The organism is Achromobacter sp. 1012554356 (genome assembly GCF_059760815.1).
On record NZ_JCBANC010000037.1, the window covers coordinates 25,025 to 46,866 of the forward strand.

Annotated in this window: 20 protein-coding genes, 1 tRNA gene and 1 pseudogene; 13 read left to right on the forward strand and 9 right to left on the reverse strand. The window is 65.1% G+C overall.

Going from position 1 to position 21,842, the window contains the following annotated elements; translation table 11 throughout:
* Window positions 1–81: 81 nt before the first annotated feature.
* A complete protein-coding gene (locus AC6LJW_RS18780; RefSeq protein ID WP_498087967.1) occupies window positions 82–1,047 on the reverse strand; it encodes an XdhC family protein in 966 nt (321 codons plus the stop codon).
* A gap of 369 nt (window positions 1,048–1,416) precedes the next feature.
* Here AC6LJW_RS18780 and AC6LJW_RS18785 point away from each other — a divergent pair, with 369 nt between their 5' ends.
* The 8 genes from AC6LJW_RS18785 (at window position 1,417) to AC6LJW_RS18820 (ending at window position 8,921) form a co-directional block, all read left to right on the forward strand.
* The gene (locus AC6LJW_RS18785; RefSeq protein WP_498087968.1) at window positions 1,417–3,792 is read left to right on the forward strand and encodes a molybdopterin-containing oxidoreductase family protein; all 2,376 of its coding nucleotides are present in this window, start codon (window positions 1,417–1,419) and stop codon (window positions 3,790–3,792) included.
* A 2-nt stretch (window positions 3,793–3,794) separates the two neighbouring features.
* The gene (locus tag AC6LJW_RS18790; protein ID WP_156395133.1) at window positions 3,795–4,343 is read left to right on the forward strand and encodes a 4Fe-4S dicluster domain-containing protein; all 549 of its coding nucleotides are present in this window, start codon (window positions 3,795–3,797) and stop codon (window positions 4,341–4,343) included.
* 2 nt (window positions 4,344–4,345) lie between these two features.
* A complete protein-coding gene (locus AC6LJW_RS18795; RefSeq protein WP_498087969.1) occupies window positions 4,346–5,170 on the forward strand; it encodes a dimethyl sulfoxide reductase anchor subunit family protein in 825 nt (274 codons plus the stop codon).
* Between the two features lie 24 nt (window positions 5,171–5,194).
* Window positions 5,195–5,461 (forward strand): hypothetical protein, encoded by a 267-nt coding sequence (locus AC6LJW_RS18800; protein WP_056563819.1) that lies wholly within the window; start codon window positions 5,195–5,197, stop codon window positions 5,459–5,461.
* A gap of 125 nt (window positions 5,462–5,586) precedes the next feature.
* Window positions 5,587–6,459, forward strand: coding sequence for a hypothetical protein (locus AC6LJW_RS18805; protein ID WP_498087970.1), 873 nt, complete (start codon window positions 5,587–5,589; stop codon window positions 6,457–6,459).
* A gap of 63 nt (window positions 6,460–6,522) precedes the next feature.
* Window positions 6,523–6,792 (forward strand): hypothetical protein, encoded by a 270-nt coding sequence (locus AC6LJW_RS18810; RefSeq protein ID WP_056563814.1) that lies wholly within the window; start codon window positions 6,523–6,525, stop codon window positions 6,790–6,792.
* Between the two features lie 34 nt (window positions 6,793–6,826).
* Entirely contained in the window at window positions 6,827–7,555 is a 729-nt protein-coding gene (locus AC6LJW_RS18815) for a glutamine amidotransferase (RefSeq protein WP_498087971.1), read from the forward strand.
* Window positions 7,556–7,814: 259 nt separating this feature from the next.
* The gene (locus AC6LJW_RS18820) at window positions 7,815–8,921 is read left to right on the forward strand and encodes a porin (RefSeq protein ID WP_056563812.1); all 1,107 of its coding nucleotides are present in this window, start codon (window positions 7,815–7,817) and stop codon (window positions 8,919–8,921) included.
* Between the two features lie 312 nt (window positions 8,922–9,233).
* Here the strand turns inward: AC6LJW_RS18820 and AC6LJW_RS18825 are convergent, their stop codons facing one another.
* Window positions 9,234–9,542 (reverse strand): hypothetical protein, encoded by a 309-nt coding sequence (locus tag AC6LJW_RS18825; protein WP_498087972.1) that lies wholly within the window; start codon window positions 9,540–9,542, stop codon window positions 9,234–9,236.
* Window positions 9,543–9,559: 17 nt separating this feature from the next.
* On the opposite strand from AC6LJW_RS18825, the gene AC6LJW_RS18830 reads away from it, so the two are divergent.
* Entirely contained in the window at window positions 9,560–10,159 is a 600-nt protein-coding gene (locus tag AC6LJW_RS18830) for a DcrB/PsbP domain-containing protein (RefSeq protein ID WP_162253537.1), read from the forward strand.
* An 82-nt stretch (window positions 10,160–10,241) separates the two neighbouring features.
* Here the strand turns inward: AC6LJW_RS18830 and AC6LJW_RS18835 are convergent, their stop codons facing one another.
* The 4 genes from AC6LJW_RS18835 to AC6LJW_RS18850 form a co-directional block, all read right to left on the reverse strand.
* A complete protein-coding gene (locus AC6LJW_RS18835) occupies window positions 10,242–10,790 on the reverse strand; it encodes a DUF3455 domain-containing protein (RefSeq protein WP_498087973.1) in 549 nt (182 codons plus the stop codon).
* Window positions 10,791–10,915: 125 nt separating this feature from the next.
* The gene (locus AC6LJW_RS18840; protein ID WP_498087974.1) at window positions 10,916–12,319 is read right to left on the reverse strand and encodes a trypsin-like peptidase domain-containing protein; all 1,404 of its coding nucleotides are present in this window, start codon (window positions 12,317–12,319) and stop codon (window positions 10,916–10,918) included.
* 161 nt (window positions 12,320–12,480) lie between these two features.
* On the reverse strand, window positions 12,481–14,076 hold the full coding sequence (gene ggt / locus AC6LJW_RS18845; RefSeq protein ID WP_498087975.1) for a gamma-glutamyltransferase: 1,596 nt from the start codon (window positions 14,074–14,076) through the stop codon (window positions 12,481–12,483).
* A 24-nt stretch (window positions 14,077–14,100) separates the two neighbouring features.
* A complete protein-coding gene (locus AC6LJW_RS18850) occupies window positions 14,101–15,075 on the reverse strand; it encodes a Bug family tripartite tricarboxylate transporter substrate binding protein (RefSeq protein WP_056563799.1) in 975 nt (324 codons plus the stop codon).
* A gap of 214 nt (window positions 15,076–15,289) precedes the next feature.
* On the opposite strand from AC6LJW_RS18850, the gene AC6LJW_RS18855 reads away from it, so the two are divergent.
* Window positions 15,290–15,946 (forward strand): GntR family transcriptional regulator, encoded by a 657-nt coding sequence (locus AC6LJW_RS18855; RefSeq protein WP_056563797.1) that lies wholly within the window; start codon window positions 15,290–15,292, stop codon window positions 15,944–15,946.
* Window positions 15,947–16,380: 434 nt separating this feature from the next.
* Window positions 16,381–17,652 (forward strand): MFS transporter, encoded by a 1,272-nt coding sequence (locus AC6LJW_RS18860; RefSeq protein ID WP_056563794.1) that lies wholly within the window; start codon window positions 16,381–16,383, stop codon window positions 17,650–17,652.
* A 56-nt stretch (window positions 17,653–17,708) separates the two neighbouring features.
* Here the strand turns inward: AC6LJW_RS18860 and AC6LJW_RS18865 are convergent, their stop codons facing one another.
* Window positions 17,709–18,581 (reverse strand): NAD(P)-dependent oxidoreductase, encoded by an 873-nt coding sequence (locus tag AC6LJW_RS18865; RefSeq protein WP_056563791.1) that lies wholly within the window; start codon window positions 18,579–18,581, stop codon window positions 17,709–17,711.
* Between the two features lie 218 nt (window positions 18,582–18,799).
* On the opposite strand from AC6LJW_RS18865, the gene AC6LJW_RS18870 reads away from it, so the two are divergent.
* Complete coding sequence (locus AC6LJW_RS18870) at window positions 18,800–19,228, forward strand: PaaI family thioesterase (protein ID WP_056563788.1); 429 nt, start codon at window positions 18,800–18,802, stop codon at window positions 19,226–19,228.
* A gap of 83 nt (window positions 19,229–19,311) precedes the next feature.
* Here the strand turns inward: AC6LJW_RS18870 and AC6LJW_RS18875 are convergent, their stop codons facing one another.
* A complete protein-coding gene (locus tag AC6LJW_RS18875; protein ID WP_498087988.1) occupies window positions 19,312–20,769 on the reverse strand; it encodes a phospholipase D-like domain-containing protein in 1,458 nt (485 codons plus the stop codon).
* Between the two features lie 231 nt (window positions 20,770–21,000).
* Here AC6LJW_RS18875 and AC6LJW_RS18880 point away from each other — a divergent pair.
* Window positions 21,001–21,076: transfer RNA gene (locus tag AC6LJW_RS18880), tRNA-His, on the forward strand.
* Between the two features lie 215 nt (window positions 21,077–21,291).
* Here AC6LJW_RS18880 and AC6LJW_RS18885 read toward each other — a convergent pair.
* A pseudogene (locus AC6LJW_RS18885) lies at window positions 21,292–21,528 on the reverse strand (integrase core domain-containing protein); the annotation flags it as partial.
* Between the last annotated feature and the right edge of the window lie 314 nt (window positions 21,529–21,842).

Here is a 21,842-nt window from a genome sequence, read left to right on the forward strand (position 1 = left end):
CCTGGATGTGCGACGCGTCGGCGCGTGGAGATGTGGGCTCTAGTATAGACAGGTACACATCGCTTGCGAACGGCCGCGCCGCTATCCCCCCATCACGCCATTCTTCACTGCCAGAATGTGCGCCATCACGCTGACCGCGATCTCTGCCGGCGTCTTGCTGCCGATGTGCAGGCCGACCGGCGAATGCAGCCGCTGCATCGATGCTTCCGTTTCGTCCAGATGCTCGATGAACCGCTGCCGGCGGCTGGCGGCATTGCGGCGCGAGCCGATGGCGCCGACGTAGAAGGCTGCGCTGTGCAGCGCTTCCAGCAGGGCCATGTCATCAAGCTTCGGATCATGGCTGAGCGCCACGATACAGGTGCGGGAATCGGGATTCAGCGCGCGCACCGCATCGTCGGGCATCTCGGTGGTGAACGCCACGCCGTCGACCGACCAGGTGCCCAGGTGCTCGATCCGCGGATCGCACACGGTGACCGCAAAGTCATTGAACAGCGCCATGGTCGCAAGGTATTCGGCCAACGATCCGGCGCCGATCAGCAGCAGGCGATACTGGGGCCCAAGCGTGCTGGACAGGGTGACGCCATCGAAATGCAGGGCCTCGGGCACCGAAGCGCCGCTCAGCGTGACCGCGCCGCTGGCGCAATCGACTGTCCGTTGCACGAGCTGTCCCGCTTCCAGTCGGTGGACCAGGGCATCCAGCGTCACCGCGTCCGGCGCAAACTCAAGCAGCAATTCCAGCGTGCCACCGCAGGGCAGTCCGAACCGGTACGCCTCGTCGGCCGTGACACCGTAGCGGACGAGCTCGGGCGCCGACTGCGGTATGGCCCCGTCGCCGTAGGCGCGGGTGTAGCGGTGGATCAGGTCGTCCTCGATGCAGCCGCCGGACACCGAGCCGATGCAGCGGCCGTCCTCGCGCAGCACCATCATTGAACCCACGGGCCGCGGCGACGACCCCCACGTTTTGACGACGGTGGCCAGCATTAGCCGATGCCCGGCTACCTGCCAGTCGCGCGCGGCGCGAAGTACGCGCACGTCAACGCTTTCCATCGGCGTGCTCCTTGCGAATGTTTGGGGCATGCCTGTCGCGCGTGGTCCGGCCGCGGGTTCGCCGTTGCGTCATCGGAGGTCCTGGTATGAAGGCATGACAAGCTTGCCTCGGTCCGGGGGGCCGGATCAAGGCCCTTCACGTCCGAAATCTTGCCCAAACATTACCGGATGCGTTGATCCCCTTGATAAAGCCGTCGCCTCGGGGCTTTAGATGTCTATCGTTCCAGTTTGAAAACGCTTTGGCGTTGCTTGACCTGAGTCAATCCACAAGAAGCACTAGACCGTGTGATGTAGTCAATGAGGTCTACCATGAATAAAACCACATTAGCAGTGTGGTTTTGCCTTCTGGACTGATCGTTGGAGTCAAGCATGTTTGATATCGGCAAGGTCAAATTCAAGCGTCGGACCGTCGTCAAGGGCCTGGGCGGCGCAGGTCTGGTCGCGGCATCGCCCGCTGTGCTGCATATGCCGGAAGGAAAGGCCGACCCTGCCTCTCCGACGCCGCAGACCAAGGGCGTGTGGGTGCCGCCCGGCAAGCCTCGGTACAAGTACTCCGAACTGGAGTCGTTTCATTCGACCTGTGCGATGGAGTGCCTGCACTGCAACCTGACGGCTTATACGTACAAGGGAAAACTGGTCAAAGTCGAGGCGCAGAACACACAAGGGCTTGGGCACATCAATGGCTGTCTGCGCGGCATCAGCCGCACCAAATGGGTCCAGCACAAGGATCGCGTCACCACGCCGCTGCTGCGCGTCGGCGAAAAGGGCGAGGGCAAGTTCAAGCCCATCTCCTGGGACGAGGCCTTCGACCTGATCGAAAAGAACATCCGCGCCACGATCAAGCAGCACGGCAACGCGGGCATGCTGCTGTCGACTCACGCAGGCAACATGGACAACATCAAGAACGCCATGGGCCACGCGTTCTTCGACTATCTGGGCGGGGCGACCAAGCAGCTCGGCAGCCTGTGCTGTGTCGCCGTGACGGCAGCCATGATGCCGATGCTGGGCCTGCGTTATGCCGACACGCGCGACACGATCGCGGACAGCCGGTATCTCCTGTGCTGGGGCAACAACCCCGCGGTCACGATGCAGGCGTACTGGACCCATTACAACGAGGCCCGCAAGAACGGCGCCCGCCTGGTGGTGATCGACCCGCGCTACAGCGAAACCGCCGCCAAGGCCGACGAATGGATTCCCATCATCCCCGGCACGGACACCGCATTGGCGTTGGGGATGATGAAGATCATCATCGAGGAAGGGCGGATCGACGACGCCTTTCTCCGGGCCCGCACCGGCGCGGTCTATCTGGTGGATGCCAAGCAGCAACTGATGCGTCAAAGCGCAACCGACCCGGACAGCTACCTGGTCTACGACCTGGCCAGCGGCAAACTGGCCCGCCATGACGCCCCGGGCGTGCGGCCGGCGCTGTTCCGGTCGGAACTGCCCGACGGCGCGGATTACGCCACGGTCTTCGATCATGTGTATGCCGAGGCCAAGCCCTGGACCCTGGACGAGGTCAGCCGGGAAACGGATGTGCCCGTGCAGACCATCCTGCGTCTGGCGCGCGATTATTCCACCACGATGCCTGCCATGATCATCCAGAACATGAGCGGCGCCCAGCGGACCGAACACGGCACGTATGTGGCGGCCAGCCAGTTCTATCTGGCGCTGCTCACGGGCAACATCGGCAAGCCGGGCGCGGGCGTCTGCGATGCCGGCGGCGCCAAGCAATTGGCGCGGTTCAATCCGCCCATTCCGCCGTCGCCCAATCTGAAGAAGATTCCGCCGATTCCCATTCCGAAGGTGGGCGAATGGGTGCTAAACGACAAGCCCGGTCCGATCGGCTTCTGGTGGATCATGACCATGGGCATGCTGACGCAGATGCCCAACACGAACGTGGTCAAGGCGGCCATGAAGAAGGTGCCGTTTGTTGTGGTGGCCGACAACCTCATGACCTCGTCCACGCTGTACGCGGACCTGGTCCTACCCGTCACGACGATCTTCGAGGATGTATCGCTGATGGCCGCGGACCGCAGCCATCAGGTGCAACTGATGGAGAAGGCGGTCGAGCCGCCCGGCGAGGCCAAGCCCGATTACTGGATCTTCGCGCGTCTGGCCGAACGCTTCGGCTTTGGCGAGGTGTTCAACCAGCCGATCGAGCATTACATCGACACGGTGCTGGCGGGCACGGGCATCACGCGCGAGATGCTCAAGAAGGGGCCGATCAAGCCCCATGAGGGCGACGTCATTCCCTGGAAGGACGGCAAGTTCAGGACGTCGACGACCAAAGCGAACTTCTTCGTCGAGGATTGGCAGAAGAAGGGCTATTCCCCGGTGCTTGCCTATTACCCCGTCAAGGAATCGCCGAAGGGGGCGCCCGACCTGGCGCAGAAGTATCCGCTGATGGCCGTGCAACGCAAGCTGGCTCGCAGCATCCACTCCAGCCACGGCGCCAACGAATGGATTCTGGAAGTCCAGCGCAACAAGCCGCAGGTCATGATCCATCGCGACGATGCGATCGAACGCAACATCCGCCATGGTGAATGGGTGACGGTCTACAACGACCGGGGCGAGTGGCGGGCGATCGCGGATGTCAGCACGCGAATCAAGAAGGGCGTTGTCTCCATCGAGAACGGCTGGTGGGAACAACAGGGCGGCAGCAGCAGCCACGTCACGAATGACGCTTACGAGCCGTTAAGTGCTGGTCACTGCTGCAACAGCACCTTGGTGAATGTGAGGGCGTAATCATGGCCAAGCAATATGGTTTCTATATCAACATGGAAGACTGCAACGGCTGTCGCACATGCATGATGGCGTGCAAGTCCGAAAACCGGACGCCGTCCGGCGTGTTGTGGCGCAAGGTACGGGAGTTCAACGAAGACCTTCCCAATGCGCAGTCCTTCATCACGATGTCGTGCAATCACTGCGCCGACCCCCAGTGCATGCGGGTGTGCCCCGCAGGCACCTACTCCAAGCGCGACGACGGCATCGTCATCCAGAACCATGACGACTGCATCGGATGCCAGATGTGCATCATGGCCTGTCCTTACCACGCGCCGGTGTTCGATCCCGTCGAGGGAAAGACCAGCAAGTGCAATATGTGCGCGGACCGCATCGATCAGGGCCTGATGCCGCGCTGCGTGGAATCCTGTCCTGCGGCGGCGCTGCAATTTGGCGACATCGAGGAACTGCGCAAGCGGCACGCCACCGGCTGGGTCGAATTGGAAGCGCTGTACGGCATGCCCGACCCCACCATCAGCGGGCCCAGCATCGTCGTTGTCAGCAGGGAGAAGTGATCATGTCCAACCACTATGAGTTCCCCTTGGTGTTCTTCACGACATTTTCCCAATGGGGCATTGGCGGCATTCTGGCGCTGACCTGCCATCAGGCCTTTGCCGGCGCGGAGAACGTGTTGCAGGGCAAGTCGCTGCGGATCGCGGCGGTGCTGGTGTGGATCGCCCTGTGCTTCGGCACCTTGGCGTCCGTGGCTCATATCGGGTCGCCATTCTGGTTCTATCGCGGGTTCAACAACCCCGGTAGTTCCTGGCTGACGCGAGAGGCCCTGTTGTTCATGGTGACGAACGGCGTGGCGGTTCTCTGGCTGCTGTCGTGCTGGGTGACTCCCACGGCCTCGCGGCGCAATCTGCTGCTGGGCTGGCTCGCTGCCGCATGTGGCCTCGTCACGCTGGCCGCGATGACGATGATCTACTACCAGCTCAAGATCCATCCGCTGTGGCGCACCCCCGCAACCTGGCTGGGCTTCTACGGCACGACCTTGCTGATGGGCTTTGCAACGGTCCTGCTGATCCTGGGCGCCCTCAAGAAGACGCCTGCGGGCATCCTGAAATGGGGCTTGGGACTCGGTTGGCTGCTCGTCAGCGCCGCGCTGATCATCCGGTTCCAGATTCCCGGTGCGGACGCCACCAGCTATCTGTTGTGGTGGCAGATCCTGGCCACGCTGGCCGGCGCCGGCATCCTTCTCGCGCTGCATGTCGGACGGCGATTGGGCAGCAACTGGGGTGTCGCGGCTTCCGTGGGTTACATGGCCGTGCTGTTCAGCGGCGAGTTCGCCGGGCGCATGCTGTATTACGGCAACGTGATGTCGCGCGCGCCGTGGTTCTGATGGCCATTGTTGCGAGAAACTGTCATGGGAAACTGCAGCAACGTGTTCCGGCTGGCTGGCGCGGCACTCTTCACCTTCATGCTGGCGTCGTGCAATGCCGACGACGGCGGCCCTCCCGCCAAGGCCGCGTTGCCCAATGTGGAATCGCCGGCCGGCCGCGCGCCGAACCGGTCGCTTGCCGCGGATGCGGCGGGCAGGTCACCGACAGCCTCACCTGCCATGCGCCGGCCGGCATCCCAACTGGAGCTGGACTTCGAGACATTCGCCGCCAGTTCGCTTTGCCACAATTGAACTGATGGACGCGCTGATGGCCCATTTGCTTTTCCGTGCGCGGGCCTTGCATCGATACAGAGAGGGTCACCGTGCTTGCGTCACGTAGGGCCTTCCTGACCGGCCGCCCGATGCCCCATGCAGACGTGCAGGCGCTTCTGAGGCTGACGCAGTCGATGCCCGGCGCTCGTTTCGACCCGGGCGATGGCGCGGTGGCGCCGGTGGCTTGGGTCAGCCCCGCCGATGCCAACCAGGTGCGAATGCTGTTCCAGTGGTGTGCCCAATTCAAGCTGCAACTGGTCCCCGCCGGGGTTAGCGGGGGTCTGGACGATGCGCTCGAACACGACTCTCCGCGGGACCTGATCTCCCGGGTGGATCCGGCCACGCCGACGATATGCGTGGACGTGCGCCGTCATCTGGCAGATTTAACGTCCAGCGAAAACGGCCGGCTGTGGCGGGCCGGACCCGGCTGCACGATAGGCGGTCTGCCCGCGGCGATTGCCGATGAGCTGCTTTCCCATCCGCACGCGCATCCCGGTCAGACCCTGGCGGCCTGGTTTGCGCGCAGCGGCCGCAGCCGGCATCTGCAGTCGGTGGATGTCATGCTGTCGGACGGATCGCGGGAACGGTTCGGGCAAATGGGGGCGGGGGGCGTGCCATGTGTGCACAGCCCCATGGCAAAGCGCTTGATCCCCGTGCTGTTCCAGATGTTGTGCGAGCCGCTGATGCAGTCCTGGTGCGCGTCCGACGTCTGGCCGGCGCGCTATCGGCTGGATGCGCTGCGCGTCGATCATCGGCGGGCGCCGGATATGGCCCGTTTGCTGGCGGGCAGCCGGGGAACGCTGGCCTGGGTGGAGCAGTTCACCTTCGACGTCACCCCTCCCGGGCAGGCCGCCGCGGCGGAAATGCAGTCCGGCGGTGATTCCCGGGCTGTCGCGCTCGAGCAGCGCATCAAGGCATTGTTTGATCCTTCTAGCGTCTTTCCCCACCTGCCCGCGCGCATTTCTGCTACGACTTAACACGTCTTTCCCCGCCCGGCTTTGCTATAAAAGTGGCTATAGCGTTTCTGTAGGGCCGGAAAAATGTCGATCCTCTCGATCAGCCGCTGCGGCGCGGCGTTGTTCTTTGTCGCGCTGGTGGCGGGATGCTCGTCCAGCAAGCCGACGCCAGCGGAGAAGGCCAGCATGTCGGAAGCCACGCCGGCCCGGGCCAGTAATGAGTGCAAGGCCAACCGCAAGAAATGCCTGCACGAAGGCTCCTACGATGTCGGCGAGCGGGATTACGCCGAAGACGAAGCCAAGCGCCTGAACCTTGCCGAGTCCCAGCGCCTGCGGCGCCTGTTCGGAAAGTAAACTCCGACATCCCCCCTCCGCAGAATCGTTGTCCATGACCCGAAAACCGCTCGCCATCATTCAGATGGGCCGCCCGCCCGAAGACCTGCGGCAGGCGCAGGGCGAACAATCCGACTGGATGCTGGCCGCGCTGGACGCCCCGGACCTGCCGGTGCGGGTCGTAAAGCCCCACGACGATGAAGCCTTGCCCGCGTGGGACGACGTGTCCGGTGCGGTGCTGACGGGATCGTGGTCCATGGTGACGGACCGCGAACCCTGGAGCGAGCGCACGGCCGAATGGCTGCGCGGCGCGCATGACGCGCGGCTGCCGCTCTTGGGCATCTGCTACGGCCATCAACTGATGGCGCACGCGCTCGGCGGCGTCGTCGACTTTCATCCGCAGGGCCGCGAGATCGGCCAGCATGCCATCGACTTCTGCACGGACGTGGGCGACGATGCGCTGCTTGGCGCGCTGCCGCGGCGCTTTCTGGCCAATCTGACGCACGAGCAAAGCGTGCTGACGCCGCCGCCGGGCGCCGAAGTCCTGGCGCGTTCGCGGCATGATCCGCACCAGGTCCTGCGATATGGCCCGAAAGCGTGGTCGGTGCAATTTCATCCCGAGTTCTCGCCGGCGCTGATGTCGGCGTGCCTGTCACGCCGCGCGCCGGTGTTCGAGGCAGAGGGGCACGACGTGACCGCGATGGTGGCCGGCCTTGTTCCCACGCACGATGCGCGCCAACTGCTGCGCACCTTTGCGCGCAGCGTTACGTCCGCAAGCCGCTAAGCGCGCAACCCGCATCCTGTCTTCATAACACACGCGCATGACACGCCTTCTGGCGTGGCAAACACGCGCGCCGCTGTCGGCCTCGCGCCACAGAAAAGCGATTATTTCCATTTCTTTCCGCGAAATCGCTTGTGTCCCCAGAACTGACATATTGCGTCCCTAGAATCCGTTCCTGCCATGCGCCGTGTGCATCACTGTGCCGCCTGCAATGCGGGTCTGGCTACATGCGCATGTCTGTTCACATCAATGGGAATCTGTAATGAAAAAGACTCTGTTCGCCACCGCCATCTTCGCCGCGCTGTCCGGCATGGCGCAGGCGGAAACCTCGGTGACGCTGTACGGCTTGATCGATACGGGCGTGGGCTATCAGCGGATCAAGGGCGATGGCTTCCATGAATCCAAGGTCGGCATGAGCAACGGCGTTTCGAGCGGCTCGCGCTGGGGCCTGCGCGGTTCCGAAGACCTGGGCGACGGCCTCTCCGCCGTGTTCACGCTGGAAAGCGGCTTCAACTCGGCCAACGGCCAATCGGGCCAGAGCGGCCGCCTGTTCGGCCGTCAAGCTACCATCGGCCTGAAGAGCTCGTCGTGGGGCCTGCTGGAATTCGGCCGCCAGACCAACATCGCCTCCAAGTACCTGGGCTCGATCGATCCGTTCGGCGCCAGCTATGGCCAGGCCAACATCGGCAACGCGTTCAGCGCGGCCAACACCGTCCGCTACGACAACATGGTCCAGTACTCGACCCCGTCGTTCGGCGGCTTCCAGGCTGGCATCGGCTACTCGTTCAACATCGCCGACACGACCGCTGCCCAGACCGGCTTCCGCACCGCTGACAACACCCGCGCCATCACCGCCGGCGTGCGTTACGTGAACGGTCCGCTGAACGTCGCCCTGACGTACGACCAGCTGAACCCCGCCAACCAGCTCGGCAACGACGCCACGCCCAAGGCGTGGAGCATCGCCGGTTCGTACGACTTTGAAGTCGTGAAGCTGGCAGCCGCCTTCGGCCAGACGCGTGACGGCTGGTTCACCGGCCAAAGCATCAACGCCTTCGGCAGCACTGAAACCATCGCCGATGGTTTCCGCTCGAACGTTGGCGTCGAAGACTTCAAGGCCAATTCGTACATGGTCGGCGTGACCGTTCCGCTGGGCGCCAGCTCCATCCTGGCTTCGTGGCAACGTGCCGATCCGGACAGCGATCTGCTGACCGGTGGCGATTCGGCCATGAACGTGTACAGCATCGGCTACACGTACAACCTGTCCAAGCGTACGAACCTGTACGCGCTGGGCTCCTACGCCACGGACTTCGCGTTCATCGACGGCGTGAAGAGCACGGTGGGTATGGTCGGTGTCCGTCACCGCTTCTAAGCGGCAGACGTGATGAGCGGCGCGCGCCCGGCGCGCGCCGCTTGCGCCCTGCACCGCGGTTGCACTGAGCGGATTGGGCGTCTTACCCGGCCACAGACGCGAAAAAAGCGGCCACCTCCCTAGCTCCACTCCCAGTCCGCTCACCCGAACTCCGATCACGGCAATCTGAAAGCCCGCGCATGCTTCGCGCGGGCTTTGCCATTTGCGGATGCCGGATTGCGTAGCATTTTGGATCACCCTGACGGACCGTCATCGCGTTAGGGCAGAGGAGTGTCGTTGTAGTATTGAACGCTCAGCCTAATCATCGGATAGCTATGCACACGCACAACGCACGGCTCGCGGAAACGACATTGGCGTTGGCGCTGGCCATGGGCGTAGGCGCATCGGCGCAGGCCCAGAATGTTCAGTCGGCGGATGCGGCGGCAGCAGCGGCACCGGCGCCTGCTGCGGCGGCGCCTGCAGCGCCAGCACCAGCGGCCCCCGCAGCGCCAGCGCCAGCAGCGTCGGCGCCTGCGCCCGCAGCACCAGCGCCGGCGTCGCCAGCGCCTGCGACGCCGGCACCCGCGGCGCCAACTCCTGCATCGCCGGCACCGGCAGCACCGGCTCCAACAGCGCCGGCACCAACAGCGCCCGCAGCGGTGCCTCCCCCCTCCGGATCGCCGGCCGCGGGTTCGCCCGCCGCCGGATCGCCCGCAGCAGGATCGCCGGCCGCCCAACAGGACCCTAACGGTGCGGCGGTCGATGCCGCCTCCGCTCCCCCGCCGCAGCCGCAGACGCTGCAGGTGCTTGACGGCAAGCTCAAGGTCCTCATCCCCGCTGGCTTCACCGAAACCGAATTTCCGGCGGACCCGGCAACGCCCGAGGTCTCCGGCAAGATCTATCTGAACCGCGCCACCATGCAGGCCATCATCGTGATCGATGTGCCGGTCGAATTGGCCGTCGGCGACGACGACGCGTTCACGTTGGGCGCGATGGCGGCGGGCTTCCAGTCGCAGCAGAAGGAAGCGGTGCCAACGTTCAAGAAGACGGGCGACGGCGCGTTCAAGGTCGGCAACATCGGCGTTTTTCAGCTGGACGCGACCAGCAAGCTATCGGGCCGTCCGGCCGAGCTGACGGCGCTGTTTGCCGCTTCAGGCAAGAAGGTGGTGACGTTTTCCGCCTACACACTCACGCAAGAAAAAGCCCGGCATCCCGGGCTGGTCAATGCGTTGAAGCAGGGCATGTCGGTGGCGCCGTGACACCCTGTGTTTGCCCGATGACGGAGCACGGACGGCGGGCGCAAGTGCCTGCGCCGCCGTGCGTCCGCTCACCGATCCGACATCAGTTCGGTTTCCAGAACACGTAATCGGCCTGGTATTTGACCTGCTCGCGTTGGCCCTTGTTGGCCGCCGAGCAGGGCGAATGCGGCACGCCGCCGCCCGCGCGCACGAAGCGCTGGATGTAGGTCACGCCGGTCAACAGACCCACGCCCGACGACGGATTGGCCAGGACGAGCTGGTCGTACAGACGGTCAGGCCCGGCATTGGCGCGCACGGTTTCCATGCCGGTCAAGGTCGACCCGTCGGCCGCCCGCCAGGTTTCCGGCGGACTCTTGTAGGTGCCGGTCTGGCCGGACTGGCCCGCACCCAGCGTGGCGGCCGCGCCCGCGATGACCCACGCGTAGCGCGCGCCGTCGGTTTGCGTCAACCGGCATTCGTACGTGATGGCGCCTTCTGCCGGCGCCTGCCAGATGATGCGGTTGTCGGCGGGCACCTGCATGATCTGCGGCGCCTTGTCCTGTGCGGCCGCGCCGGTCGCGATAACCGCGAGGCCTGCCGTCAGCAGCAGGCGGGTCAGCTTCAGGCGCGTTTGAGTCGGAATGCAGTTCATCCATGCTCCTTGTGGCAGGCCGGGCGCGCCCGCGATGGCATTGGTATGTCGTGATGGCTTGCCCGAGGACCGGCGCTGAGCGCCGGGTCGGGCCATTCTGCCACGATTCCCGGGCAGCGCATCGCTCAATTCACCTGCAGTGTGTAGGCGGTTCGGCCGCGCAATAGTGTCAGCACCAGTGGCTGCGCGCCTGCGCCGGCCAGCAGGTTGCGCAGGTCGGCAAGCGTGCTGACCGGCCGCTGGTTCACGCCGATGACGATATCCCCGCGCTGCAGCCGCGCGGCCACGGGGCCGCGATCGGGAAAAGTGGCGCTGACCGCGGCGCCGTCGTTGCCCTGCACGCGTTGCGCGCGTCCCACCTCGGAAAACTCCACGCCCATCATCCGGGCGTCCAGCGATCCGGCATGCAGGCGCTCGTTCTGTTCGGGCTCGATGCGAAGCAGGACCTCGGTCTTTGCACCGGCGCGGGATAAACCCAGACGCACTTGGCGGCCCACCGGCAACAGGCCTTCAGCGTTGCGCAGTTGGGCACTGGAGCCGATCGTCTTGCCGTCCATGGACAGGATCTGGTCGCGGGCCTGGACGCCCGCCTTTTGCGCGGGCGAGCCATCGGCGACCCGCGCCACGACGACCCCGGTCGATCCCGGCGCCAGTCCAAGCTGGCGGGAATTGCGCGGCGTGATGTCCAGCGTGTCCACGCCTAGTCCGCCGCGCTGCACCTGCCCGTGCTGCAGCAGTTGCTGCATGACTTCGCCCGCCAGATTCGACGGGATGGCAAAGCCGATGCCCACGTTGCCGCCCGAGGGCGTATAGATCATGGTGTTGATGCCGACCAGGTCGCCGTTCAGGTTGACCAGCGCGCCGCCAGAGTTGCCGGGATTGATGGACGCGTCGGTCTGAATGAAGTTCTGGTAGCCCGCGGCGCGCAGGCTGGACCGGTCCAGCGCCGACACGATGCCGGACGACGCGGACTGTCCGAGGCCGTAGGGATCGCCGATCGCCACCACGAAATCGCCCACGCGCAGGTCGCTGGAGTCGGACAGCGTCAGCGCTTGCAGGTTCTGCGCGGCGATGCGCAACACGGCCAGGTCGGTATCCGGGTCGCTACCCACCACGGTGGCGTTGTACGTGCGCCCGTCCTGAAGCGACACGCGGATGGCGGACGCGCCGCGCACCACGTGATGGTTAGTCAGGATGTTGCCTTGGCTGGCGTCCACGATGACGCCCGAGCCCACGTTCTGCCGCAGGCTGCCGGGCGCTGCGGAGCGGCCACCGCTCGATGCCGCAGCGTCGCTGGAGGCTGAAATGTTGACGACAGCCGGCGTGACGCGTTCGAGCATCGGCGCCAGCGAGGGCAGAGGTTGGCCGCCGACGGCCACAGGCAGCGCGGCGCGTCCGGGCAGGGGCGCCGACGCCAATACAAGCAGGCTGACGGCGGCCAGCGTGGCGGGAAGGCGTTGCAGGATCAGGAGCGCGCGCCGCGTGGCGTGCGCGCGTTTAAGGCGGGGCGGTGAATCCGGGTGGGGCATTTCGGTCCTTCATACAGCGACGCGGGAGTATCGGACGGCGCTGCTGCAGGGATGTGACGGCGCGCGAGGGCGGCTGGCTGCCAGCGCGCGGGCGCGCGCCGGCAGGTCACGGATTGTCGCCGAACTTCCACCAGGAAAAGTCCGGCGTGCCCCGCAATGCGTCAGAAGCCGACCGCTTGCCCGTCGCGGCGCGAGTCCGACGCCGCCACGTAGCCGCCTTGCGGCAGGCGGCAGATGAGCTGTGCCGAGCCGAACTCCAGGCTGTCCACCGGGGCCACCGCGACGTTGTGGCCGCGCGCGCGCAGCGTATCGACCACGTCGGCCGGCAGATGCGATTCCACGTTCACGACCGGGCCCTTCTCGACGCGGAAGCGCGGCGCGTCGCTCATGGCCTGCGGGTTCTGGCCAAAGGCCGCCAGGCGCGTGACCATCTGCAGATGGCCTTGCGCCTGCATCGAGCCACCCATCACGCCAAACGACATGACCGGCTGGCCGTCGCGCGTCACGAACGCGGGGATGATGGTGTGCATCGGCTTCTTGCGAGGCGCGACCTGGTTGACGTGGCCGGGCGTCAGCACGAAGTTCAGGCCGCGGTTGTGCAGGCTGATGCCGGTGCCCGGCACAACCACGCCCGAGCCGAAGCCGTGATAGTTGGACTGGATGAACGACACCATCGTGCCGCTGGCGTCCGCCGCGGTCAGGTAGACGGTGCCGCCGGTGGCAGGCGTGCCTGCGGTGGGTACGCTGGCGCGGTCCATCGAGATCAGGCGGGCGCGCTCGGCGAGATAGGCGCGGTCAAGCAGGGCGCGCGCGTCGGTGCGCATGTGGCGCGGATCGGCGACGTGATGGTGCAGGTCGGCAAACGCCAGCTTCATGGCTTCGATGCTGACGTGATAATAGTCGGCGCTGTCCCGGCCCATGCTTTCCAGGTCGAATTGTTCCAGCATGCCCAGCGCCATCAGCGCCGAAATGCCCTGGCCGCTGGGCGGGATCTCGTGCAGCTCGTAGTCGCGGAACGACTGCGAAATAGGCTTGACCCATTCGGCCTGATGTTCGGCCAGGTCTACGGCGCTGAGCGCGCCGCCCGTCTTGCTGGCGTAGTCCGCGATTTTGCGGGCCAGTTCGCCTCGGTAGAAGCTCTCGCCGCCGGTTTCGGCGATGTCGCGCAGGGTCTTGGCCTGGTCCGGAAAGCGCCACCATTCGCCCGCCTGCGGCGCGCGGCCCTGCGGCAGGAAGGCCTCGGCAAAGCCGGGCTCGGCCGCGAGCTTGGGCGCCTGGTTGGCCCATTGGCGCGCAATGGTGGGCGACACCGCAAAGCCTTCCTCGGCGTACGCGATGGCGGGTTCGAAGAGCTTGGCGAAAGGCAGCTTGCCGAAGCGGTCGGACAGCGCCTTCCAGCCGGCAATCTGGCCCGGCACGGTGACCGTGCCCCAGCCGGTGCCCGGCATGGCGTCGCGTCCCTTGAAGTAGTCGGGCGTCCACGCGGCCGGCGCACAGCCGCTGGAGTTCAGACCGTGGAGCTGGCCGTCATGCCAGACCAGGGCAAACATATCGCCGCCGATCCCGTTCATCACGGGTTCGACGACGGTCAGGGCGATCGCGGTGGCAATGGCGCTGTCAACGGCATTGCCACCGGCCAGCAGCATGCGTAGTCCCGCCTGCGCAGCCAGCGGCTGGCTGGTCGCGACCGCGTTGGCGGCCAGGACCGGCATTTTTCGGGAAGCGTACGGAAAAGACCAATCGAAGGGGGAGGACATGGATGCTGGAACTCGTTAGAAAAATTACTGCGGTGTGATGCCGGCCTGGTCGATCAGCTGCTTGGTGCGCGGAATCTCGGCCTTGATGAAGGCGGCGAATTCCTCGCGGCTGCCGCCACGCGGCTCGGCGCCGGCTTCGGCGAGCTTACCGCGCAATGCGGGATCGGCGAGCACTTTGTTGACGGCCTGGTTCAGCTTGTCGAGGATCGGCGCAGGCGTGCCCTGCGGCGCGACAAGGCCGTACCACGGCGCGATGTCGTAGCCCGAGAAACCTTGCTCGGCGATCGTGGGGATGTCCGGCGCCAGCGCCGAGCGCTGCGAATTGGACATGCCCAGCGCCAGCAGCGAGCCGCTCTTGGCTTGGGGCAGGCCGGTCATGATGGTATCGAAGTACATCGACACCTGACCGCTCAGCAGGGCGGGGATGGCTTCGCCGGCGCCCTTGTAGGGCACGTGCAGAATGTCGATGCCAGCGACGGACTTGAGCATCTCGCCCGCCATGTGCGAGGTCGTGCCCGTGCCGAACGAGGCGTACGTCAGCTTGCCGGGATTGGCGCGCGCGTAGGCCACCATTTCGGGCAGCGTCTTGAACGGCTGCGACGGATTGGCCAGCAGGATGTTGGGCGTGTAGGCCACCATCGACACCAGCTCGAAGGCATCGGGGTCGTAAGCCAGGCGCTTTTGCAGGAAGCGGTTGGTGACGACGGCCGCCGGGCCGCCCATCAGCAACGTGTAGCCGTCCGCCGCCGACCGCGCGACCGACGCGCTGCCGATCGCGGCGGCAGCGCCCGGGCGGGCCTCGATGACGAAAGGCTGGCCCAGTTCGGCGGACAGCGCCGCGCCAAGCTGGCGCGAGATCAGGTCCGTGGCCGAGCCGGCCTGGAAGGGCACGACGATGCGCACGGGATGCTGCGGCCAGTCCGTGGCTTGCGCGGCCGCTTGCGCCCCGAAGGCCATCGCGGCGGCGCCTGCCAGCGCCCGGATGAGACGAAATTTCATGGATTCCCCTTGATCGCGTTATGGAAAGCGTGTGGGCCGGGCGGATCTCTTGCCCGTTCCGGCCGCGCAGGCGCGGTCTGCCGCGTCCTGGCCTGAATTAAACGCAAGGAGCGAACCCCCGGCCATTAGTGTTTGCATCCATGGATCATTGGATCCAATTTGTGTTATTTTCGCCCTTATCTATCATGGCGGCTTTTCCAGCCCGGGGACGTCAGTGCTGCAATTCCAGAAGACAGCCATCAGCGCCGAAGACGAGGCGTACCTGCATCTACAACGCGAAATCCGCCTGGGTCGCTATGCACCCGGCCAGCGCCTCGTGCCTGACGTGGTGGCCGCCGAAATCGGCACCAGCCGCATGCCGGTGCGCGGCGCGCTGCGTCGCCTGGCCTCGGAAGGCCTGGTCGAAATCCGCGCCAACCGCGGCGCCGTGGTGCGCGGCCTGAATCAGCAGGAGATGCTCGAGGTCTTCGAAATGCGCTCGGTCCTCGAAGGCTTGGCCACACGCAATGCCGTGGCCAACATGGGACCCGAACACATCCGCCGCCTGACCAACATGCTTGAGCAGCTGGACCAGGGCGCAAACGAAGACCTCGACTGGACCGCCGCCCACCGCGAATTCCACGAATACCTGTGCAGCTTCTGTAAACAACCGCGCCTGCTGAACCAGATCTCGGAACTGCACTCGGTCGTCGAACCCTACATGCGCCTATGGGCCGCCCAACCCGGCCGCGTGCTGCGCGTCCGCGAATCGCACCAGGAACTCATCGACGCGCTACAAACCCGCGACGCGGCCCGGTGCGAAGCCGCCATGCGCCAGCACGTGCTGAATACCGTGCCCGCATTGCAGGCCTTTCTGGAGCAGGCGGGCTGATCCACGTGCCGCCGCGATAACCCGCCGCCGTGCCCTGGGTGTCAGACACCCACCAAAGGCCACCGGCGCCAGGCGTCTGACACCGCCCAATAGCAATCAACCATCAAGCGCGTCACACCTTCTTCAACGCCGCCTATTACAACGGGGAAGACGTCCGACTGCGGTTCGTGCGCAACGTGCTGCGTTAGGGCAGAGCGGGGCGAAGCAGGCCTGGCCGCTCACCGGACAGCATTTGCGGATCTCCGTCGCATTCACATATAGCCGGGAGTAATATGACGCGTCCGGCGGAGTCAGTCCGCCGGCGCGAGCAAGCCGATTTACGCCTGGTCCTTCCCACCCCCTGTCGACAGCGGAGCGTCCCTCCGTGCCTGCCCTCGGTGTCTGCAAGTCCTGGCGCGCAAGCGGCCATAAAAAAGACATCGAGGAGAAGAGGATTGGACAAGCAAGAGTCGGGCGGCTGGTATTTCGGCTGGAACATCGTCGGCGCCGCCACGGTACTCACCCTGTTTACGGTCGGCTTGCGCATGGGCATCGGACCGTTCTTCCTGCCCATGGCCGAGGGGCTGGGTTTTTCGCGCAGCCTGCTCTCCAGCATCGTCGCCATCGGCATGCTGTGCTATGGCCTGGGCATGCCGCTCGCCGGCTATCTGGTCAGCGTGCGCGGCACGCGCTTCGTGCTGCTGACCGGCACGGCCATCGTTGTACTGGCCTCGATCTGGACCGTCTTCGCGCGCGGCCCACTCGAATTCCTGCTGGCCTTCGGCGTCGCGCTGTCCATCGGTCTGGCCTTCACCAGCCCGGTCGCGCTGACGCCCGTGATCAGCCGCTGGTTCACGCGCCAGCGCGGCATGGCGCTCTTCTTCCTGTCCACGGGGTCGATGGCCGGCATTGCGCTGATGACCCCGACGCTCACCTACGCCATCTCGGCCGTGGGCTGGCAGGAAACGCTGCTGGGCTTTGCGGTGCTGTTTGCGCTGCTGACCGTGCCGGTTGCGCTCTTTGTGATGCGCGACGAGGCGCCCGAGCACACCGACCTGCTGCCCCACCAGATCATCGAAGAGACCGGCGCGGCCAGGCCGGCAGCCAAGGCGGCCGCGCCAAGGCTGGGTGATGCCCTGCGAACGTTGCCGTTCTGGCAGGTTGCGTTGGGCCTGTTCGCCTGTGGTTTCAGCATGAACCTGCTGGGCACGCATGGCATGCCCATGCTGATGGACCACGGCTTTGACGCCACCACCAGCTCGCTGGGCATCGGCCTGATCGGCCTGGTCGCCATTTTCAGCACCCTGGTGCTCGGCCGCATGTCGGATCAGGTCGAACGCCGCAACATCCTTGCCGCGATTTATCTGGTGCGGGGCCTGGGTTTCTTCGCGCTGGTCATGGTGGGCGCGCATTGGGAACTGTACTTGGCCGCCACCATCGGCGGCATCGTCTGGGCCGGCAGCATCGCGCTGTCCTCGGCCATCCTGGCCGACGTGTATGGCATACGCCTGGTCGGCATGCTCTACGGCCTGACGTACTTGGGCCACCAGATCGGCGGCATGATCAGCTCATGGCTGGGCGGCTGGGCGTTCGAGACATTTGGCACGCACTGGGTGGCGTTCGGGGCGGCCGGCACGCTGCTGTTCCTGGCCGCGTTCATCTCGATGCGCCTGCCGCCGCGCGGGGTCATGCGCGCGCCAAGCGCGGTGCCTGCCGCGGGACGCTGAATCGCCCGCGTGGCGGCGGTATGCCGGGGGTGCGCCGCACCCCCGGCCCGCAGGCGTTAACGGTCTTTCAGCAACGACACCAGCTCGGGCACATAACGCTCGCCGCCGCCTTGCGCGACCGCCTGATCGAACGTTTGCTGCACGGCGGCGCCGATCTCGCGGACCGCGCCGGATTCGGCAGCCATGGTGTTGTAGTACGAAAGATCCTTCTGCGCGTTCGACATGAAAAAGCGCAGCGACGAGGGGTCCTGTTCCAGCAGATACGGCTTGATGCGCTCCAGCGCCACGCCACCGCCGCCGCCCTTGGCCAGCACTTCGGCAAAGACAGCCGGGTCGATATCCGAGCGCAGCGCGCACGCCGCGGCTTCGGACAGCAGCGCCACCACGCCCAGCGACACATAATTGTGCAGCAGCTTCATGCGGTGGCCTGCGCCCACCGGGCCGGCATGCGTGATGTTCTCGGCAAAGCAGGCGAGCAGCGGCTTGCATTCCTCGAACAGCGCCGCGTCACCGCCCACCAGCAGATTCAGTCGGCCCTCGGCGGCCTCCTTCGGGGTGCGCGTCATGGGCGCGTCCAGAAAGCGTCCGCCGCTTTCGGTGACGGCCTGCGCAACCTTCACGGTCGACGACGGGATGGCCGTCGAGCAGTCGATGATGACGGTGCCGGGACGCAGTCCTTCGAGCACGCCGGCCGGCGACAGCAGCACGGCTTCGACTTGCGGACTGCCCGTGACACACAGGATGATCACATCCGACTGTGCAGCGAGCTCGGCGCCGCTGGCCACGCTGACCGCGCCGGCCGCCTTGAGCGCGTCCAGCGGCTGGTTACCCGGGTGTTCCAGCACGGTCAGCGCGTGACCATGCTTGACCAGATTGCTTGCAATGCCGTGGCCCATGAGGCCGATACCAACCATGCCGACTTTCGCCATCTTCAAATGCTCCTGCCATGTAGGGTGATCGTTGTGCCGTAAATCTTACCCTCAGAAGGTGCGGGCGGGGCCGGGAGGGCGCGGCGACTGTCCGCCTCCATGGGGGCGCGTGTTGAGAATTCCGCATGCGTCCGCGCGCCGATCACCGCGCTATGCCTGCGCCCGCGCGTCTGGAATACTTTCGGGGATCGTCCTTCGGGACTCTTGCATCGCCAGCCATGACAGACTCTCTTCCCGCCGGTTTCACGCCCTGGTATCCCAGCAGCCAGTTCATGCGCCACCTGAACGACCTCGGCCCGTTCTACCGCCGCAAGGCCGACAACGTGCTGGCGCTGCGTGTCACCACGGCGCACGGCAACATGCACGGCATGGCGCACGGGGGATTTCTGGCCACGTTCGCCGACAGCGCGCTCGGCCTCGTCATTTCCGAAGATGCCCACGTGTCTGTGGTCACGGCGCAGATGTCCGTTGAATTCCTGAATGCCGTCAATCCAGGCGACTGGCTCGAGGCCCACGTGCAGATCGACAAGCAGGGCAAGCGTCTCATCTACGCGACCTGCCGCCTGCAGGTGGAAGGCCGCGTCATGCTCAAGGCCAGCGCCGTGTTCGCGGTGCGGCATGCAGCGGTGCCTGCTTCGGACGGCTAACCGGCGAAGCCGGCATGGCCGGCAGCACAGGTTTGCGGGTTGGGAATACGCCGATCACCGGGCATTCCGTACCGTGCACCGCGCTACAGATAAGGTGTGGCCAGCCAGATCACCTTGTTGCGAAGGCGCTTCGTAAAGGGCGCCTGCAGCAGATCCTCCAGCGTCACGCGGTGCGCATTGGCGATCAACGCATCAACGCGCGCGCCGATCCAGCGCGCCACCTCGGGATCGTAGATCTCGGTGTCCAGCTCGAAATTCAATCGCAGGCTGCGCGGGTCCAGGTTTGAGGACCCGGCGTAAGTCCAGGCGCCGTCCACCGTCATCAACTTGGAGTGATCGAACGCGCCGCTTGATCGCCACACGCGGCAGCCCGTGCGCACCACCTGGTCCAGCTGCGCCGTCATCGCATAGTCCACCAGGCGCAGATTGTTCTTGCCCGGGATCACGATGTCCACCACGATCCCCCGGCGCGCCGCCGTGGCTAGCGCCCCGATCAGCGTCTGATCCGGCAGAAAGTAGGGCGACTGAATCCGCACGTGATGCCGCGCCACCGCCAAGGCGCCCAGCAGCATGTTGTGCGTGCTGCCCAGCGCGCGGTCCGGACCGGACGGCACGCAGCGGATCGGCACGCGGCCCGACGGCGGCAGGTAATCAGGATCGAACCACGGTTTGGCGGACAGCGATTCGTGCGTCGTGAAGTTCCAGTCATGCGCAAACACCGACATGAGCTGCGTCACGATCGGTCCTTCCACGCGGAAATGCGTATCGTGGTTGGTGGCATCCCCTGCCAGCGCGCTAACAAAGGCCGCGCGCACGTTCATGCCGCCCGTGAAGCCCACGCGTCCGTCGACCACCAGCACCTTGCGGTGGCTGCGCAGATTCGCGTAGGGCATGCGCAGCACACCCATCGGATTGGTCATGAACCGCGCCACGGGAACGCCCGCCTGCGCCAGCATGCGCACGATCGGCGGCCGGGAATACTTCGAACCCACCGCATCGATCAGCACCCGCACCTGCACGCCGCGCGCCTGCGCTTCGATCAGCGCCTCGGCCACCTCGCGCCCGATCGGATCGTTATCGAAGATGTAGCTCTGCATTGCCACCGAGTGCCGCGCCTCGCGGATGGCCTGCAACATCGCGGGATACGTCTCGTCGCCACCCGACAGCGGCCGCACTTCGTTGCCGCCCAGAAGCTCGAACCGGCTCACGCGGTCGCCCAGTACCTTCAACGACGCGAACTGCTCGCCCGAGATCGGCACCACATCCACCGGCGCCGTCGCGACCTGTCCGGCATCCTCCAGCATCGCGTCGTCCCGCTGCTGCGACACCCGCGTCTTGCGGATACGGTTGATCCCCGCCACAAAATAGAAGAGCGCCCCAAGGATCGGCGAGAACATCGCCACCCCCACCCAGCCAATGGCCGCCCGCACATCCTGCTTGGTCATCGCGGCATGCACCGCCGCGCCCGTACCCGCCACGATGCTGATGGCAAAGGCAACATGAGGCCAGTATTCGATCAAAAATGCGTGTATGCGATCCATGGCGATGGCTTGAGACACGGCCTCCAGTGTTTAACCAAGCGCAAGAATAGCAAGGCTGCCGCCCGTGGCAAGACTACTTTTCGAAGGCGATTTCACATCCTTCAAAAAATCGTGCTAGAATTCGGCCTCTTCGTTGTTGAGCATCTTTCGAACCAGATTTCAAAGACGCACGGCGATGAAGGTAGTGAAGTCAAGCACTGAGGGAAACTGAAGTGCAAAGCAGTACCAGAGGTGGCTGTAGCTCAGTTGGTAGAGTCCCGGATTGTGATTCCGGTTGTCGTGGGTTCGAGCCCCATCAGCCACCCCAAGAATTCTTGTGAAATCAGGCACTTACGCGAAGGCGAAGTGCCTTTTTTCTTTTCACAATGCGATTCTTTGAACGGGTTTTTGTCCATCAAATCCCACCGGACGCCGAAATGGCAGATGGTCGCCATTTGAGAGATCTCTTTGTTCGCACGGGCTGGCGCGCCGCCCTCGGCGCGCGCTTGCAGAAACTGATATCTGACCCCGCAAGCAACTCTGTCAAGTAGACATTGGCCGATAGCCGATCGGAGCAAGGGTTAATCGAGGCATGCATTGCACCGGCGGTAGGCCACCCAGCGATTCGTGTGGGCGGTACTCGTTGTAATCGACCAGCCATCGGTCGGTAATTGCTTGAACCTGCTGACGGTTGGCGAACAGATGTGCATCAAGAGCTTCAGTGCGATAAGTGCGATTGAACCGCTCGATAAAGGCGTTTTGATTCGGCTGTCCCGGTTGGCTTCGTCGATCACGTTCAGCGTTCTGAATCGTCGGCCGCAATAGCGCGCGTCATGCATGAAGTCCAGCGCCAACAGCAGTTGGGCTCCGTGGCCAAGTCCAGCCTCGCTCTCACGGCAAGAGGCGGCGAGGCGAGTCTTCGCGAGAATCCTAAGCTGATAGCTGGGGATTGATCCTGCCTCGGGACCATACCCTTGGTGACGACATGCCAACCACTTGGCTGTCACGCGGTCCCGGTCGCGACGTATCTCTCCAAAATTAGAAATCCTCTGATGGGAACGCGGCCCGCCTCGTTCCTATACTTCGTCACTCGT